This is a genomic window from Photobacterium chitinilyticum, assembly GCF_004104355.1.
GTDB classification, from domain to species: Bacteria; Pseudomonadota; Gammaproteobacteria; order Enterobacterales; family Vibrionaceae; genus Photobacterium; species Photobacterium chitinilyticum.
The window spans coordinates 99946-118332 of sequence record NZ_RJLM01000010.1; the positions used below are offsets into that span (position 1 = coordinate 99946).

The following is an 18387-nucleotide window of genomic DNA, read 5'->3' on the forward strand; positions in this document are numbered from 1 at the left end:
TAAGGAATGGGATCAGTACTGAGAATCTTTAATGATTTTCTCACCGTAGATACCGTTCTTCGGTACGGGTTTGTAGCTAGAGCTCGCGTTGCGCATAATGCGAAGCCCTTCAGCACCGGCATTACGGGCCGAGATAATATCGCCGTCTGAGTCTCCGTAGTACATCTTAATATTGTTCGCTTTTATGTACTTCGTTTTGGTGTATTCCGTTTTGCTTGAACCGGCGAAAATCACCTTGTTCATCTTCTCAATGCCAAACGAATCTTTCAGGTACTGAGTAGAAATTTCACATTTAGAACCAGTGCGTCCGGTAATGAAATAGATATCATCGCCACGTTTTTGGTGCATGGCGATCAGTTTCTGACCGATCTCTTTCGGTAAACTGAACTTCTCCCATTCACAGTTCATTTTATCCCAGAATTTTTGAGATTTAAGGTAGCTGTAACCGTTTGGCGAAAACTTTTGCTGACCACGATAAAAGCCTGGTGAGCTAAAAAGTACGGTGTCGTCGATATCAAAGCCGACAGCCATTGGCTGCTTGCCTTCAAGGCTCTTTGCAATGTCCTCGACCGATACCCAATGTAGCTGAGCAGGCTCACCTTGCTGCATAATTTGAACTGAGCTGAAGCCCGTTTCCGTACCTGGTAATTTAGGATCAGCGAATACTGAACCTGATGCAACAGCGCAAGCCAGTAGGGAAGAAATTGCAATTGTAGTTAGTTTCATCGTTGTTGATTTTTGTTAGTGATTAAATGGAGGTGCAAAAATACTCCTCAATGACCCATGAGAATCAGAACCTGGTCACAAAATACTAACTGTGTTGCATGCTATTGCTTTAATATCGTTATCTATTGACAGTTTTGACTGTTGAGTTCATCAAAATTTCCGAAGTGAAGTATTGGCTTATACCGATCTGGATAAGCCGTTGGTATCAAAAAAGGAGAGCCGAAGCTCTCCTTTTGTATTTCGTTGTATGTTCCCCTTGGAAAGGGGGAGGATAGTGATGGCAGCTTTAAAGCTTAAACGTACCCACCATACTGTCTAGGCGTTGCGATAATTCGCGCAGCTCCTGGCTCGAATGTGCCAGTTCGGTTGCTGTATCAGCAGTACGCTGGGTGGTCTCGTTGATTTCCTCTATGTTGCAGTTGATGTCGTTTACTACTGTTGACTGCTCTTCGGTGGCGGTGGCAACCTGAGTATTCATATCGGAGATCAGGGTAATGCGGTCGGCAATCGAAACCAGAGCGCCAGACGCTTCATCGGCTGCCGAGACACCATTGGAGGTGAGCTGACGGCTCTGCACGATGGCGTTCACAGCATTGCTGGCTTCTTCCTGAAGACGGTTGATCATGTTTTGGATCTCGTCTGTCGAGTCGGCGGTCCGGCTTGCCAGGCTACGTACCTCATCGGCAACCACAGCAAAGCCTCGGCCTTGTTCGCCGGCACGGGCAGCTTCGATGGCGGCGTTTAGTGCCAGTAGGTTGGTCTGCTCTGAGATACCGCGGATCACATCGAGAATACTACCTATAGCCTGGGTATTGTTGGCGAGTGATTCGATCACCTCACTGACATTAGACACGTCATTTGACAGTTGGCTAATGCTGTCGCGTGCCTGTCCGACAACGGCCTGGCCGTTGTGGGTCTCGGACTCTGCATTGTGTGCCGCTTCTGCTGCCTGTGCGGCATTGCCGGCAATCTCGTTAACGGTTGCGCCCATCTGGTTGATTGCTGTCACAACCTGGATGGTACGGTCACGTTGGTTGTGGCTGTTATCAAGCGTAAGCTGTGCCTGAGATGCCACCGACTCTGCCGCGCCACGCAGAGAGTTTCCGGTTTCGGCCACTTCTTTTACCGAATAATGGATTTTTCCGATAAAGCTATTAAAGCCTTCCGATAGCTGGGCGATTTCATCTTTGCCTTTGATGTCGATGCGATGGCGTAGATCACCTTCTCCTTCACCAAGATCTTTGAATACGACAGCCAGACGCTCGATTGGGCGGGTAATATTGCTGCCGAGCCAGATTGCCAAAAGGACAAACACTGCAGCGATCCCGGCTGTCCAAACCATAATTTGGTTGCGTGCCTGATTCAGGCCGGCAAAAGCTTCTTCTTTCGGTAGTTCGGCAACAACATACCACTCCATTGACGGAATGTAGCTGGTGGCTATCAGGGTATCAGTGCCATTGATATTTGATTCGGCAACGTTGAAGTCGTTTTTATTCAGAAGCAGGCGGGAAACATCAGTACCGTAGAGCTTACTTAGATCACTGTTTCCCATCTTGCTTTGGTCTTTGTGCAGACGCACCATACCGTTGGCATCAGTAAGGTAAACGTAGCCTGTTTGCTCTAGCTTGAACTGGTTAATAAACCTGACCATCTCGTCCATAGATTTTGATAGACCGGCCATTCCACGCCCGTTAAGCTGCTGATAGTTTACAAACAGCTTTACCTCGCCATTGGCTTCCTGAAAAACGTTAAGCATTTTCGCATTACTGCTGTTGGTAAAGCCGAAGAACCAGCCATCCTGTTGTTGGTTCAGGCGGCGCAGAAAACCATTTTGGTTCCAGTAGTTGCCGGTGGTACGGTCTGCTACTGATGCATCAAACAGATTGTACTGAGTTCTGATATCATTGAGCTGCCGAATTAGTTTTTCTTCTTGCACCGGGCGTTTGTTCTCTTTATACATATCTGTGATAAAGCGATTTGTCGCCAGTTGGTGGGCCGCGGATTGTAGCTGTGACACTTCCTTGTCGATATTATTGCGGATCTGCATCAGTGTTGCCGGTAGCTCTGATTCAAGCAAACGGCTTTCTACCACGTTGCGGGCTTGGTTTTGACTTATTGCGCCTACGAGGACGGTTGAGGCTAGTACGGCGAGGATCATCGCCATAATCAGTTTCTGTTTAATGGTGAGCTGATTGAACTTCATAATGCTTAACTGCTTATAGATATAGTAATGAACGAACAGGTCGTTCATGGAAAAAGTAACCAATGACCCAATTAAAGCCATCTGTTAAAAGTCTCTCTATGAATGTATATCTGCCGATCCGTTACATAACTTTAGTGATAATTCTCACAATAACTCAGGTGTTTTTCTCTGAGGCTGTTTTTGCATCAGAACGACCAAAAATCGGCGTTGTGCTCGGTGGCGGGGGAGCGAAAGGCGCGGCTCATATTGGGGTTCTCAAGGCATTGGAAGAGATGCAGATCCCGGTGGATTACATTGTTGGTACCAGTATGGGGGCCTATGTTGGCGGCTTGTATGCCACTGGAATGAGCGCCGATGATATCGAAGCGTTGCTGACGACGGTTGACTGGGAAAAAGGCTACGAGGATAGGGTCCAACGCAGCGATCGCCGGGTCAGAGAGAAACAGCAGGAAGACCGGTTTCAGATCAACAGCGAAATAGGTTTCGATTTCTGGGAGTTGAAGGTGCCCAGAGGGTTTGTTCAGGGGCAGAGCATGGGTGAGATTCTGCGTTCGAGCTCTGGCAATTTGCCGACGATGAAGAGCTTTGATCAACTTGCTATTCCATACCGAGCGGTGGCGACCGATATTGAAAAGCTTGAGCCGGTTGTGATTGATTACGGAGACTTGTCTGAAGCGATGCAGGCCAGTATGTCGATACCCGGTATCCTGCCGCCGATGGAGCTGCATGGCAATATGTTGGTCGATGGCGGGATCACCAATAATCTGCCAATTGATGTTGTACGAGCAATGGGGGCGGATATTGTCATTGCCGTTGATATCAGTAATGAGTTTAAACACCGTGATGAACTGAATAATTATTTTTCGGTCATGGACCAATTAACGGACTTCATGGTTCGTGCAAATGCTGATCGTCAGATTGAGAGTCTGGACAATGATGATTTTTTAATCCAGCCAAATATCCGTGAGATTAATACTGCAGATTTCTCCCGTATGCCGCAAGCCTATGAGAGTGGTTACGTGGCAACCATGGCGATGGAAGAAAAGTTGTCTAAGCTGGGGCGGACGACTTGGTTCCAGGACTATATCGACAACAAGCAGGTTCGCCGCCGTGGTCTGAGTTACCTTGATCAGCTTTATGTCGATGAAATCAAACTGATTAATAACAGTTCCTATGCCGATGACGTACTGCTGAACCGTTTGCAGCTAGAAGCCGGACAGAATATTTCTTCAGAGGAGTTGGCTGAAAGTGTCAGGAGCCTCTACGCCCTGGACCGTTTCGAGCGCATCGATTATCGCATTGAACAGCAGGATGACAAGAATGTCATCATGCTCGATGTTCAGAAAAAAAGCTGGGGGCCTAATTTTATTGATCTTCGCTTTGCCCTCGAAGATGACTTTCAGAACAGCACCGACTATTCCATTGGGGCTGCCTTTACGGTGACAGGTTTGACCGAGGCCGGGGCCGAGTGGCGTAACGAGCTGGAATACGGAACGGAGAAACGGCTTGCCACTGAACTTTACCTACCGTTTATCAAGGATCAGGAGTGGTTTGGCCTGTTGTCGGCCGAGTACCAGATTGCCGATAAGAACTTTATTTTTCCAGATCAAGAGCCCTCATTGGATAATATTGACCTGTTTATCCCGGCAACCTATACCGACTATACCTTTGACGGTTCATTCGGTTGGCAACCCCATTTGTGGCAGGAGTTCCGAATGGGGATGCGCTACATCGTCGGTGATACTGAGTTTAAAGGTAACAATGGGTTTAGTTTTAAGCGGGAAAGTAAAGAAGGTTATCTGCGTTACAGCTTAGATACCCTGGATGACTTCCTGCTGCCGAAGAAAGGTAATTTGCTAGAAGTTGAGTTGGCGTTGGCTGATAACGTTATAAAAATACTTGATGATGAGGATGCGGGTTCTTCTACGCATTTTGATATTCACTGGACCGGAGCCTATACCGTCGGCAAGCACACTGTGATGGGGAAACTGGAACTGGGCTCGGAGTCGTCAGGTATTGCGCCGAAGGAGATCGGGGGATTTCTTAATTTGTCGGGAATTCCTAAAAACAGTATGGCGGGTGAAAAGAAGGCGTTTACCGCTGCCATTTACCGTTATCATCTGTTGGAGCAGGATTTTGGCCTGTTTACATCCAGTGTATTTGTCGGTGGTTCGCTGGAATACGGCGGAGTGTTCAATGAGAGTTTACCTATCAACGAATTGCCCCTTTACCGTGCAGGTAGCCTGTTTGGTGGGATCACCACCCCGATAGGCCCCTTATTGCTGGCATATGGCCGCACCGAGAAGGCGAATAATTCCTTCTATGTTTCTTTTGGTAGTGCGTTCTGATTCTTAATAATGAAGGTTTATGCGAAATTTGCGAATGTTGTAAAAAGAGAGTGATTTTTAATTTTAAGTTAAAAATGGTATGCTCGCTGGACGGTTTTGGTCTCTTGTGCATGTCTCAGTGTCTTAGTTATAAGAATCATAAGACGCACTGTGCAAAGATGATCAATCACTTCCAAGGATGTTTGGCCATTAGGCTAAACCTAAATATGAGGAATATGTCGTGCTTGAAGCCTACCGTAAACACGTCGAAGAACGTGCTGCTGAAGGAGTTGTTGCAAAACCACTTGATGCTGAGCAGGTTGCAGCTCTGGTTGAACTCCTGAAAAATCCACCAGCGGGTGAAGAAGCCTTCCTGCTGGATCTATTAGAAAACCGTATTCCCCCTGGTGTTGATGAAGCGGCTTATGTGAAAGCTGGCTTCCTCGCAGCCTTAACCAAAGGTGAGGCTGCTTCACCTATTGTTAGCAAAGAAAAAGCGGCTGAACTTCTGGGCACCATGCAAGGTGGTTACAACATTGAACCACTGATTGCTCTTCTTGATGATGCCAAACTTGCACCTATCGCCGCTAAGGCACTTTCTCATACCCTACTGATGTTCGATGCCTTCTACGATGTGGAAGAGAAAGCTAAAGCTGGCAATGACTTTGCCAAGCAAGTCATTCAGTCGTGGGCAGATGCCGAATGGTTCTTGTCTAAGCCTGAGTTGGCTGAAAAAATCACACTGACAGTGTTTAAGGTAACCGGCGAGACAAATACCGATGATTTGTCTCCTGCGCCGGATGCCTGGTCACGTCCAGATATTCCTTTGCATGCATTGGCAATGCTTAAAAATGACCGTGAGGGTATTGCGCCTGATCAACACGGTTCAATTGGCCCGGTTAAGCAAATTGAAGCCCTGAAAGAAAAAGGCCACCAGCTGGTTTATGTTGGCGATGTTGTGGGTACGGGTTCATCCCGTAAGTCGGCGACTAACTCCGTGCTGTGGTTCATGGGCGACGATATCCCGAATGTACCAAATAAGCGTGCTGGTGGTTATGTCCTGGGTGGCAAGATTGCACCAATCTTCTTCAACACGATGGAAGATGCCGGAGCACTACCCATCGAAGTGGATGTGACAGCCCTAAATATGGGCGATGTAATTGACGTCTACCCATTCAAAGGCGAAGTTCGTAACCATGACAGTGATGATGTCGTTTCTACTTTCGCCCTCAAAACAGATGTACTGATTGACGAAGTACGTGCCGGCGGCCGTATTCCGCTGATCATTGGCCGTGGTTTGACAGATCGTGCACGTCAGTCACTTGGTCTGGCATCATCTGATGTGTTCCGCCGTCCTGGCGAAGTAGAAGATACCGGTAAAGGTTATAGTCTGGCACAGAAGATGGTCGGTAAAGCGTGTGGTGTCGAGGGGATCCGTCCGGGCACTTACTGTGAGCCCAAAATGACGACCGTCGGCTCTCAGGATACGACCGGCCCAATGACCCGTGATGAGCTGAAAGATTTGGCATGTCTTGGTTTCTCTGCCGAGTTGACGATGCAGTCATTCTGTCATACATCAGCCTATCCTAAGCCTATTGATGTAAACACTCACCACACGCTTCCCGATTTCATTATGAACCGTGGCGGTGTTGCACTACGCCCGGGTGATGGTGTGATTCACTCTTGGCTAAACCGCATGCTGCTGCCTGATACCGTCGGTACCGGTGGTGACTCGCATACTCGTTTCCCGCTGGGTATCTCGTTCCCGGCCGGTTCCGGTCTGGTGGCATTTGCTGCAGCAACTGGCGTGATGCCACTTGATATGCCTGAATCTATCCTGGTTCGATTCAAGGGCGAAATGCAGGAAGGGATCACCCTGCGCGACTTGGTTCATGCTATCCCTTACTACGCGATTCAGCAGGGTCTGCTAACGGTAGAGAAAGCCGGTAAGATTAATGAATTCTCTGGCCGCGTACTGGAAATCGAAGGGGTAGAACACCTGACTGTCGAGCAGGCTTTCGAACTGTCTGATGCATCGGCAGAGCGTAGTGCAGCGGGCTGTACCGTTAAGCTGTCTGAAGAGTCTATTACCGAGTACCTAAACTCCAACATTGTGATGCTTAAGTGGATGATCTCCGAAGGTTATGGCGATCGCCGTACCATCGAGCGTCGTATTACCGCGATGGAAGAGTGGCTGGCAAATCCTGAGCTGATGGAAGCCGATAAAGATGCAGAGTACGCGCATGTGATCGAAATCGATCTGGCAGAGATCACCCAGCCGATCCTGTGTGCGCCGAACGATCCGGATGATGCCCGTCTGTTGTCTGATGTGCAGGGGACAGAAATCGATGAGGTATTTATCGGTTCTTGTATGACCAATATCGGCCATTTCCGTGCCGCAGGTAAACTGTTAGAGAAATTCGGTGGTCAACTCGATACCCGCCTGTGGGTAGCTCCGCCGACGAAGATGGATAAAGATCAGCTAACGGAAGAAGGTTACTACGGTATCTTCGGCCGTGCAGGAGTGCGTATTGAAACTCCGGGCTGTTCGCTGTGTATGGGCAACCAGGCACGTGTTGCGGATGAAGCGACGGTTATGTCGACCTCAACCCGTAACTTCCCGAACCGCCTGGGTACCGGTGCCAATGTTTACCTGTCATCGGCAGAACTGGCTGCGGTAGGGGCAATTCTCGGTCGTATTCCGACCAAAGAAGAATATCTCGAGTACGCCAAGCAGATTGATGCCACAGCGGCAGATACTTATCGTTATTTGAATTTCCATCGCATGGAGTCTTACACGAAGAAGGCAGACGATGTGATTGTTCAAACTGCAGTGTAAGTTGTCTTACTTGAGCCGATAAAACAAAGCCCTCGAGAGAGGGCTTTTTTACGGGCGAAGATCTTTGTCCTCTATCTTTCTACACGTTGTGTCTGTCGTTATTTTTTTAATAAACCCAGTTTCAGTACGCGCGCCACATTGGCTGAAGTGAGTTCAACATTCACGGTTGCATCACGCAGCGCTTCTTCGAGTGATACCGAACGAGGTACCACGCTAAATACGGCATCAATGCCATGTTCGTGCACCACATGGCAATCATTGGATAGACATCCGGCAATCCCCACCACTGGAATGCCATAGGTTTTGGCACAACGTGCCACACCGATAGGCGTTTTTCCGTGAATGGTCTGGCTATCTATCCGGCCTTCACCTGTGATCACTAAATCAGCATCCGCTAATTGTGCTTTGAGATTGACAGCATCCATGACGATATCAATCCCCGGACGCAAACTGGCTGATAGCAAACCGATTAACGCGGCACCTAATCCCCCCGCCGCACCTGCGCCAGCCAACTCTTTCACATCTTGGCCTAATTGCGCTTTAATGATTGCGGCATAATGCGCTAGGTTCGCATCAAGCTGTTCTACCATCGCTGGTGTTGCCCCTTTTTGCGGGCCAAAAACATGAGATGCACCTTTCGGTCCACACAGTGGGTTATCCACATCACAAGCGACTTCAAGGTTAATGGTCGCAAGGCGTGGGTCGACGTGCGCCATATTGATGGTTGCAAGGCGTGCAAGTGCACCGCCACCGTAGCCAATCTCTTTACCTGCTTCATCCAAGAGTTGAATGCCTAGTGCTTGCGCCATACCAATACCACCGTCGTTGGTGGCACTTCCGCCAATGCCAACAATGATGTGTTTGACACCACGATCGAGAGCGGCTTTGATCAACTCTCCAGTGCCATAAGTGGTCGTTTGCAATGGGTTACGTTGCTCGCAAGGTACAAGGTGTAAACCCGATGCGGCAGCCATTTCAATAATTGCGGTCTTGCCGTCCCCCATGACACCGTAGAAGCCGTCAACTTGTTCGCCAAGCGGCCCTGTAACTCGACACTCAACAATCGTGCCTTGCGTCGCATCGACCAGTGATTGCACTGTGCCTTCACCGCCGTCTGCCATTGGGAGCTTGTGGTACTCGGCATCGGGTAATACTTGACGAAAACCTGCTTCAATAGCAGTGGCAACTTCCATTGCCGATAGGCTTTCTTTGTATGAGTCTGGTGCGATAACAATTTTCATAGTGAATAGCCTTTAAACGAAGAAACCAAAAACACCGAAGATTAATGTCGAAACCACGGCAATCATTAAGCCTACCGCAGATTCGTAAGGAATAAGTTTTAAGCGCTCTTTAATGTCCATGTGTAGCGCACCGCCCGTAGCATGGAAGAAACTCCCGTGTGGCATGTGGTCAAGCACGGTTGCACCAGCATGGATCATGGCAGCACCAGCAAGGGCTGGGACACCAAGTTCTAGAATCGTATGGCTAAAGACGCTAGCAGCGACGGCAGTACCGGCTGTGGTTGAGGCTGTTGCGAGCGACATCATGGCACCTGAAATTGGAGCGAGTAGGTAAGATGGCAAGCCAGATGCGGTTAATACATCGATCAAACCTGCTTTGAGGCCGGAGTTGGCAATAATGCCGGCTAAGGTACCTGTACCTAATAGCATCACTGCAACGGGAGCCATGCGATTAAGACCTGACACTGCAAAATGGTTGGCATCACGGAAGCGCCCCATGACAACGGCACCGATTAAGCCACCCAGTGGGAGGGCGATAAGTGGGTCGACATTGAGACCAGCGATAGGGCGCAGGGCAAGTAGCGCGATTGCAACAAGCGGTGCAATGATCGCTGCGCCAAATTTAGGCAGGCGACTATGGTCAACGGCAACGACTTCGTGCTCTTGTACTTTGCTACCCTTATTAACCAGCTTCTTGGCGATGAAGTAGGCAAAGACCATACCGCATAAACCAGGAATGACACCAGCAGCCATGACAGAAGTGAGTGGAACATTGAAGGCGTCAGAAGCTGCGATAGCGTTAGGGTTCGGAGACATAACATTACCGGCTTTACCGCCACCAATCATGGCTAACAGGATTGCCATTTTGGAAAGATCGGCACGACGTGCAATCGCCAGCGCGATCGGAGCGACGGTAATAACGGCAACGTCAACGAAAACACCAACGGCCGTTAGAATCATCGTTGCGACAGCCAGAGCCAATAAGGCACGGGTTTCGCCAACTTTTTTTACTATGGTTTCAGCAATGGAGGTTGCCGCGCCAGATTCAATCAGTACGCCGGCAAGCACACCCGCCGCTAAAATACGTAATACTGCGGTGACAATGCCTTGTGCACCACCAATCATCAATCCAACCGTGTCTGTCAGTGAAACGCCACCGACAATACCACCGACGAGAGCACCAATGATCATGCCGTATGCGGGTGGAACTTTTCGTAAAATGAGGGTAATTGCCACAATCAAGGCCGAGAGTGCGCCGAGGGTGGATACTTCTACCATAATGGTGCGTCCTTACAATGGAGGTGAGTGGGTCTCACCGTTAATTAGAATAAAAATAAGCAAGCTGTTGGAGGCGGCTACTCTAATCACTCTGATAGAAATATGCTTTGGGCAGGCGACCAAATATTATTGATGTGGATTTTGCCAAATTGTGCAGATGCACAATTTGACAAAATTACTGATGATTCAGTACAGCAAGGTACAGGCGAGTTTTGTCTTGTATATTGTTGAAATTCAATGATGTTTCTAGTTCTATTTTCTCAAGTCGATAGCGTAGAGTATTCCGGTGAATATGGAGCGCTTCGCAAGTTTGCGCTAAATCACAATTTTGAACAAAAAATGTCTTGAGCGTTTTGAACAGAATCCCCCGAGGATCGTTAGCGATGAGTTTGAGTAACGGTGCACAAAGTTGCTCGTGACGCCAAGCATCGTTTTTTAAGCCGTTAAGCAAAACGGGAAGCAGATGATTGTGATAGAACATGATGTCTTGATTATCTATCTGGGTCTCAAGTGTTGCTTGTGCTGTCAGGTAAGATTTGGCTAACCCTTGCAGAGAGGGGAAGTAACCTCCGAGCGAGATCTTAATGCTAAAACTGCCATCTTTAGCAGCACGTTTTACTAACTTTTTCGCTCGCTGTAACTCGATGTTTTTTGCCCAGTCGTCACCTTCTAAACTGATCGGTTTTAATACCACGATTTCATTGAGTGAGACTGAGGCAATACCGACGAGGTTATCACGTTCAGGATATTCGAGAAGGTGAACGACGCGTTGAAGGTGCTCAAGCGATAGTTGCTCGCCCTTGGTCGGGTAGACCTTCACAATTGCAGCAATACGCGGCTGGTTCAAGTCGAGGTTGAGTCGTTCAGCAATTGTCGTGAGCTGACTTTCGTTGAGCTCACTCCCTTGGATCAGCTGGAGCACCAGTTCTTCACGGTGGCGTTTGTCCCACTGGATCTGTGACATCAGTGCTGCCTGCTCGACAATCAGTTCCGCCGTCATTTTGACCAGCTCACCATAATTGCGAACGGCTTCGGGGACTCCAGATATACCTATAACCCCGATCACTTGGTGATGAAAAATGATCGGTAGGTTGATCCCGGGCTTGACTCCTTTGAGCTGATTCGCGGTGGCTTGATCAATTTCGACCACGCGGTTGTCATTGATTGCTAAGATAGCCCCATCATGGCGTTGGTTGATCCGAGCGGGATCGCCAGAGCCGATGATCCGTCCTTGTTCGTCCATCACATTCACCGAGTAATGGATGATCTTCATCGTGCGCTCAACTATCTGTCGGGCAATGGTGGCATTTAGTTGCATTCTTGTTCCAGATCCTGAAAATGTGCGACTTTGTTACGGTTAGCACAGGCTATGTCAACATACAGGCAAATGTGCAGGTGCCTCGTGACTTTACTTTTATTGTACCAAGCTTATCAAGTGGCTGGGTATGCAATGCAGATGACTGAGGGTAGCTATGGACTACGAATTTAAGAAAAATACCCTGGACGGTAGCTATCACGCCATTTTTTCAATGGGCCATGAAGCGCTGGGCCGCTGGCTAATAGAAGAAGTCGGTAAAGACTTTTCAAAGATAGGTACCATATTGGCTCAAATTGGTGCGTTAAAAAACAGCACCCGGGAATGGCGGCTGTTGGGAGATGATCTGACGTTGAGCCTCCAGGATAACGAAGCACTCGTTCAGGCTAACTACCTGTTTTCAGAAGATGATACCGAACTTGACGAAGACATGAATTTCTACGACGACGAGTGTATGTCGCTGTGTGGATTTGAAGATCTTGAGCAAATGCTGAGTGCCTGGCGTGCATTTGTGACTCGCTTCTGATCTTAATCATCTAATTCGTATAATTTGCTTCTTTTCAGTGAAAGGGCTGCACCATATAGGTGCGGCCCTTTTTCGTTACTTTTACCGCTAAGGTTTAAGTATATGAATAATAAGCAAATAAAAAGTTGGCACAAAGCTTGTTTGTTACTTAACTGTAACCACAAGGAATTCAGTCGGTAAGGAGCAGGCAATGAAATTGATAAATGCAATCATAAAACCATTTAAGTTGGATGATGTTCGAGAAGCGCTGGCAGATGTGGGCGTCGAGGGGATGACAGTGTCTGAGGTCAAAGGATTTGGCCGCCAGAAGGGTCATACCGAGCTGTATCGTGGCGCAGAATATCAGGTAGATTTTCTGCCTAAAGTGAAGCTGGAAATTGCGACTCAGGCAGATAACTTGGATGCCATTGTAGAAGCAATTTCAAAAGCAGCCCAAACCGGAAAGATTGGTGACGGTAAGATTTTTGTTTATGACCTTGATCATGCCGTGCGGATCCGTACCGGTGAGACAGATCTAGAAGCCTTATAAGAATTGGACGAGTAGGGATGACGACCATGGAATTATCAACAACGGTAACAGAGCTGCGTTATGCGCTCGATACATTTTTTTTCTTGATGTCTGGTGCATTGGTGATGTGGATGGCGGCGGGGTTTGCCATGCTGGAGGCTGGCCTTGTCCGCTCAAAGAACACGACTGAGATCCTGACCAAAAATATCTGCCTGTATGCTATCGCCTGTACTATGTATTTAGTGGTGGGGTACAACATTATGTATGTCGATAACGGTGAGGGCGGCTGGCTGCCATCGATTGGTACCCTGATAGGTTCTCAGGCAGAAGGGGCGGATCACTCGCTTGAATCTGATTTCTTCTTCCAGGTGGTGTTCGTGGCAACGGCAATGTCGGTGGTATCCGGTGCAGTAGCCGAACGCATGAAGCTATGGTCGTTCCTCATTTTCTCAGTCATTCTGACGGCCTTTATCTACCCGATGGAAGGGTACTGGACTTGGGGGGGCGGCTTCTTGTCAGAGGCGGGATTTAGTGACTTCGCAGGTTCAGGTATCGTCCACATGGCGGGTGCTGCCGCAGCTTTTGCTGGTGTGCTACTGCTGGGTGCCCGTAAAGGGAAATACGGCAAAAACGGCGCTATTCATCCAATCCCAGGTTCGAACATGCCGCTGGCAACATTGGGTACCTTCATCCTTTGGTTCGGCTGGTTTGGTTTCAACGGCGGCTCACAGCTGATGGTGTCCGATTTTGAAAATGCAACGGCAGTAGGCCAGATTTTCCTCAACACCAATGCGGCAGCCGCCGCCGGTGCTATCGCAGCGTTGGCTGTGTGTAAGACAACCTGGGGCAAGGCGGACCTGACAATGGTATTGAACGGTGCCTTGGCGGGCTTGGTTGCTATCACGGCCGATCCGCTGTCACCATCACCGATGGCTGCGGTAGTAATCGGTGTGGTTGCGGGGGCGCTTGTTGTCTTTAGTATCATTGGCCTGGATAAAATAAAAATTGATGATCCGGTTGGTGCAATTTCGGTACACGGTGTTTGTGGCTTCTTCGGTCTGATGGTTGTTCCTTTCAACAACGCAGATGCGACATTCGGTGCTCAGCTACTGGGCGCGGCTGTAATCTTTGGCTGGGTATTTGTAACCAGCTTTGCGGTTTGGGCGGTACTGAAAGCAACAATGGGTATCCGTGTTACAGAAGAAGAAGAGATGGCGGGAATGGATCTACATGACTGTGGTATCGATGCCTACCCTGAATTTGTTAGCGTAAAATAAAGACTAAACTTTTATATACACATAACTGCACAACCTGTGATGTAACTAAGAGCAAGCGTTTGGAAAAACTAAGAAACAAGTAACATATATTTAGTTCGCATCTTTTAAAAATGCTGCCGTAAGGTGGCATTTTTTTTGTGTTTAATGGTAACCGTGCATTGTTTTACTGCCGTGCTACAGTATAATTATTCGAGATTGATAAACATTATCATTACATTTTGCATTAAGGGACGAATTAATGAAAAAGCTGTTGGCATCGGCGATTTTGCTTGGTTTAGCTGCTCCTCAGGTAGCAACTGCTGCTGAAGAAGTGAACGTATACTCTTACCGTCAACCTTTCCTGGTTGAGCCTATGTTTAACGAATTCACGAAAGAAACCGGCATCAAGGTTAACGTGAAGTTCGCGAAAAAAGGTCTGGCAGAGAAACTGCAGCAAGAAGGCGAGTACAGCCCTGCTGACATGATTTTGACAACAGATATCAGCCGTTTGGTTGAACTGACAAATAAAGATTTGGTTCAGGCTGTTGATAGCAAAATTCTTGAGAAGAATGTACCAGCTCAGTACCGTGATAGCGAAGATGAGTGGTTTGCACTGACACTGCGTTCTCGTAACGTGTATTCTTCACGCGATCGTGTTGGCCGTCTGCCTGCTGACTTTGACTATGCGGATCTGGCGAAGCCTGAATGGAAAGGTAAGATTTGTACTCGTTCTGGTAAGCACCCATACAATGTTTCTCTCGTTTCTTCGATGATTGCCAATCACGGTGAAGCAGAAGCCAAAGAGTGGCTGGAAGGTGTTAAAGCCAACCTTGCACGGAAGCCGCAGGGGAACGACCGTGCACAGGTTAAAGCTGTGAAAGAAGGTTTGTGTGATCTTGCTATTGGTAACAGCTACTACCTAGGCAAAATGGTTAATGACGAGAAGCAGAAGGCGTGGGCTGAAGCGGTTTACATTAACTTCCCAGGCCAGAAAGCAGAAGGTACACACGTGAATGTCAGCGGCATGGCAATGGCCAAGTATGCGCCTAACAAAGATAACGCGCAGAAGCTGATGGAATTCCTGACGGATGATAAAGCACAGCAGATGTACGCAGAAGTGAACTATGAGTACCCGGTGAAAGAAGGCGTTAAGCGTTCTGAGCTGGTAGCGTCATGGGGTGACTTCCGAGCTGATGAACTATCGCTTGAAAAAGTGGCAGATTACCACAGCACGGCAATCAAACTGCTAGATGAAGTGAAGTTTGATCTGTAAGTTGTTACAAAAAATGGGGCTAAACGCCCCATTTTTGCTTAAGCCCTAGTATCTTTTCCGATAGCTTATGGTAGCTTCACTGTCCTGCTGAAAAGTAGGGTTTTTGCGTGGTTCTTATTTCAACATTAGGTTGTGCCGACGCCATAAACTTATTGCAAAAGGTACTAAGTAGTAAGCAATGAAAGAAAAATATATGTTTTGGCGGACCAGCGGCTGGGGGCTCTCCCTACTGCTGGTCTTGCCTATTCTGGCGATTTTTTATACCGCGATAGGCGAGTCGGATGACGTCTTCTCACATTTGATGGGGACTGTTATGGCAACCTACACCAGCAATACATTCTGGCTGGTGTTGGGGACCATGCTGTTGGCTCTGCTTTTTGGCTTGCCCGCGGCCTGGGTGATGGCAATGTGCCGGCTCCCGGGAGAGAAAGTCCTGCAATGGGCGCTTGTCCTTCCTTTGGCCATGCCTGGCTATATCATTGGTTATATTTATACAGACTGGTTCGACTATGCAGGCCCGATCCAAATCTTTCTGCGTGATGTTTTTGGCTGGCAGAGCATCCATGACTACTGGTTCCCGGATATCCGGAGTCTGGGCGGGGCCTGCATGGTGTTGGCACTCGTTCTCTATCCCTATATTTACCTGTTGGCCCGGGCTGCCTTTATGGAGCAGAGTGTCAGTCTGTTACAGTCTGCCCGATTGCTGCGCTGCTCTCCGTGGGACAGCTTCCGTCGTATCTCTTTGCCGCTTGCTCGTCCATCAATTGCAGTCGGCTTGTCGCTGGTGGCAATGGAAACGCTGGGGGATTTTGGCACCGTTAGCTATTTTGCCGTTAACACGCTGACAACGGCGGTGTACGACACCTGGCTGGGGTATTCCAATCTCAATGCCGCAGCAAAAATTTCAGCTATTATGTTGGTGGTGATTTTTCTGCTTATTAGTGCCGAACGTTTCAGCCGTCGCAAGCAAAAGTTGTTTCAACAAGAGTTTGACCATGGTGATGATATTCGCTACGCCCTGACTGGTGTGAAGAAGTGGCTGGCCCTGAGCTGGTGCTGGGCGCTAGTGGGTTTTGCCTTTGTGATGCCTCTGCTGCAGTTGGGTTATTATGCGTGGCACTACTTTGCCGAGAGCTGGACTTCAGAGTTCCAGCAATACAGTATCAATAGCTTAATGGTGTCGATCATTGCTGCATTCATTGCTGTGATATTGGCGTTGATTGTTAACTTCTATCATCGCTTAGACGGAAGGAAGTCCACTCTGGTACCTATACGTGCTTCATCGCTGGGTTATGCCGTGCCGGGGACCGTTTTGGCTATCGGGGTGATGATCCCGCTAACCAGTGCCGATCACTTGCTTAATGATTTTGCGATTAACTTTGGTCTTGGTCGTCCGGGGCTCGTATTCTCGGGGACGATGATCGCCATAATCTTTGCCTTTGTGGTCCGTTTTGCCGCCGTGGCGATAGGCAGTATCGAAAGCAGCCTGGCGAAGGTGCCGCCATCATTGGATATGGCATCGAAAACGATGGGCTATGCCTCGACCCAGATGTTGCGTCGGGTTCACCTTCCCCTGATCCGCAGGGGCTGCCTGATAGCTGGCTTATTGGTCTTTATCGAGTCGATGAAAGAGCTCAATGCCGCCTTGTTGTTGCGTCCGTTCAATTTTGAAACATTGGCAACCTATGTATTTAACTTCGCATCAGACGAGCAGCTGGAATTAGCTGCTCTGCCTGCGATTTTATTGGTTATTGTTGGCCTGATACCTCTGGTAATGGTTAACCGTTCTTTGGAGCAGAAACACTGATGAGCCATGCATTATCCGTTCAGAACCTGACTTGCAAGTACAATGGTCAGGCGGTATTACAGAACCTCTCTCTGCCAGTGAAAGATAATGAAATCGTCTGTCTTCTGGGAGCCAGTGGCTGTGGTAAAACCACCTTGCTGAAAGCTATTGCTGGCCTGCTGCCACTGGAAAGTGGTGATATCCACATTAACGGTCGAACGATTGCCGATCAGGACACATGGCTGCCGCCGGAGAAGCGTAATATTGGGATGATATTCCAGGACTATGCCCTTTTTCCTCACCTGACGGTTGCCGAGAATATCGCCTTTGGCTTGCGTGACTGGGGTAAGCCCCGTATTACAGCCAAAGTTCAGGAAATGCTGGAGCTGGTTCACCTTACCGGCCTGGATGGACGCTACCCGCATCAATTATCGGGTGGTCAGCAGCAGAGGGTGGCGATTGCCCGGGCGCTGGCCTGCGAGCCGGATCTTATCTTGCTTGATGAGCCCTTTTCCAATATCGATACCCAGGTTCGTCATGGCTTGATCAAAGAGATCCGCCGTATTTTCAAGACCCAGGGGGTGACGGCCATTTTTGTTACCCATAGCCGTGAAGAAGCATTTGCTTTTGCCGATCGTCTCGCCGTAATGAATCATGGGGTCATTGAACAATTCGGCTGTGCGACAGATCTGTATTACCGCCCTAGCAGCCGCTTTGTCGCCGAGTTCCTTGGTTCGGGGTCATATTTACCGGCCACAGTTAAAAATGATCACATGCTGTTTACCCCATTTGGCGAGATCGATATGAAGACAGATCAGCCGTACGGCCAGGAAACCAGTGTCGAGTGGCTTCTGCGCCCTCAAAACCTGAAAGTGAGGCCGGCCCAGGATGGACAAGGGGTGATCACCGAGCAGTTGTTCATGGGAGATAACTGTCGTTATACCGTTGACTTTCAAGGGCATACATTAGTTGTTAACTCGCACTTGATTTTGCAGGTGGGCGAACGCGTCAAGGTAGAGATAGAGCCTCATGATCCCGTTGTATTTGCGACTGCGTGCTAAGAGGCCGCGGGATAACGAACAAGGCCAGCAGTATGCTGGCCTTTTTGA

13 protein-coding genes are annotated in these 18387 nt (G+C 48.7%); 8 read left to right on the forward strand and 5 right to left on the reverse strand.

The features are described from left to right. Positions 1-12 precede the first annotated feature (12 nt). Both aphA and EDI28_RS19580 read right to left on the reverse strand, forming a co-directional pair. Positions 13-726 (reverse strand): acid phosphatase AphA, encoded by a 714-nt coding sequence (gene aphA, locus EDI28_RS19575; protein WP_128785571.1) that lies wholly within the window; start codon positions 724-726, stop codon positions 13-15. A gap of 286 nt (positions 727-1012) precedes the next feature. Beyond that, the gene (locus EDI28_RS19580) at positions 1013-2929 is read right to left on the reverse strand and encodes a methyl-accepting chemotaxis protein (protein ID WP_128785607.1); all 1917 of its coding nucleotides are present in this window, start codon (positions 2927-2929) and stop codon (positions 1013-1015) included. 98 nt (positions 2930-3027) lie between these two features. Here EDI28_RS19580 and EDI28_RS19585 point away from each other — a divergent pair, with 98 nt between their 5' ends. Both EDI28_RS19585 and acnB read left to right on the forward strand, forming a co-directional pair. Continuing rightward, positions 3028-5277, forward strand: a complete 2250-nt coding sequence (locus tag EDI28_RS19585; RefSeq protein WP_233353477.1) for a patatin-like phospholipase family protein — start codon at positions 3028-3030, stop codon at positions 5275-5277. Between the two features lie 220 nt (positions 5278-5497). Continuing rightward, entirely contained in the window at positions 5498-8095 is a 2598-nt protein-coding gene (gene acnB, locus EDI28_RS19590) for a bifunctional aconitate hydratase 2/2-methylisocitrate dehydratase (RefSeq protein ID WP_128785573.1), read from the forward strand. Positions 8096-8193: 98 nt separating this feature from the next. On the opposite strand, the gene EDI28_RS19595 is transcribed toward acnB, so the two are convergent. From EDI28_RS19595 to EDI28_RS19605, 3 genes are all read right to left on the reverse strand, one after another. Continuing rightward, on the reverse strand, positions 8194-9336 hold the full coding sequence (locus tag EDI28_RS19595) for a glycerate kinase (protein ID WP_128785574.1): 1143 nt from the start codon (positions 9334-9336) through the stop codon (positions 8194-8196). A 12-nt stretch (positions 9337-9348) separates the two neighbouring features. Next, positions 9349-10614 carry a GntP family permease gene (locus EDI28_RS19600; protein WP_128785575.1) on the reverse strand — a complete coding sequence of 422 codons (1266 nt, stop codon included), beginning with the start codon at positions 10612-10614 and terminating at the stop codon, positions 9349-9351. A gap of 175 nt (positions 10615-10789) precedes the next feature. Beyond that, positions 10790-11932 (reverse strand): sugar diacid recognition domain-containing protein, encoded by a 1143-nt coding sequence (locus tag EDI28_RS19605; protein WP_128785576.1) that lies wholly within the window; start codon positions 11930-11932, stop codon positions 10790-10792. Positions 11933-12086: 154 nt separating this feature from the next. Between EDI28_RS19605 and EDI28_RS19610 the strand changes: the two genes are divergently transcribed. The 6 genes from EDI28_RS19610 to EDI28_RS19635 all read left to right on the forward strand — a co-directional run bounded on the left by EDI28_RS19610 (position 12087) and on the right by EDI28_RS19635 (position 18339). Continuing rightward, a complete protein-coding gene (locus EDI28_RS19610; protein ID WP_128785577.1) occupies positions 12087-12455 on the forward strand; it encodes a YacL family protein in 369 nt (122 codons plus the stop codon). Between the two features lie 190 nt (positions 12456-12645). Further along, complete coding sequence (locus EDI28_RS19615) at positions 12646-12984, forward strand: P-II family nitrogen regulator (RefSeq protein WP_128785578.1); 339 nt, start codon at positions 12646-12648, stop codon at positions 12982-12984. A gap of 26 nt (positions 12985-13010) precedes the next feature. Then, positions 13011-14240, forward strand: coding sequence for an ammonium transporter (locus tag EDI28_RS19620; protein ID WP_128785579.1), 1230 nt, complete (start codon positions 13011-13013; stop codon positions 14238-14240). Positions 14241-14478: 238 nt separating this feature from the next. Beyond that, positions 14479-15492 carry a Fe(3+) ABC transporter substrate-binding protein gene (locus EDI28_RS19625; RefSeq protein ID WP_128785580.1) on the forward strand — a complete coding sequence of 338 codons (1014 nt, stop codon included), beginning with the start codon at positions 14479-14481 and terminating at the stop codon, positions 15490-15492. Positions 15493-15670: 178 nt separating this feature from the next. After that, positions 15671-17299 (forward strand): ABC transporter permease, encoded by a 1629-nt coding sequence (locus EDI28_RS19630; RefSeq protein WP_128785581.1) that lies wholly within the window; start codon positions 15671-15673, stop codon positions 17297-17299. Further along, entirely contained in the window at positions 17299-18339 is a 1041-nt protein-coding gene (locus tag EDI28_RS19635; RefSeq protein WP_128785582.1) for an ABC transporter ATP-binding protein, read from the forward strand. The genes EDI28_RS19630 and EDI28_RS19635 overlap by 1 nt, the downstream gene beginning before the upstream one ends. Positions 18340-18387 lie beyond the last annotated feature (48 nt).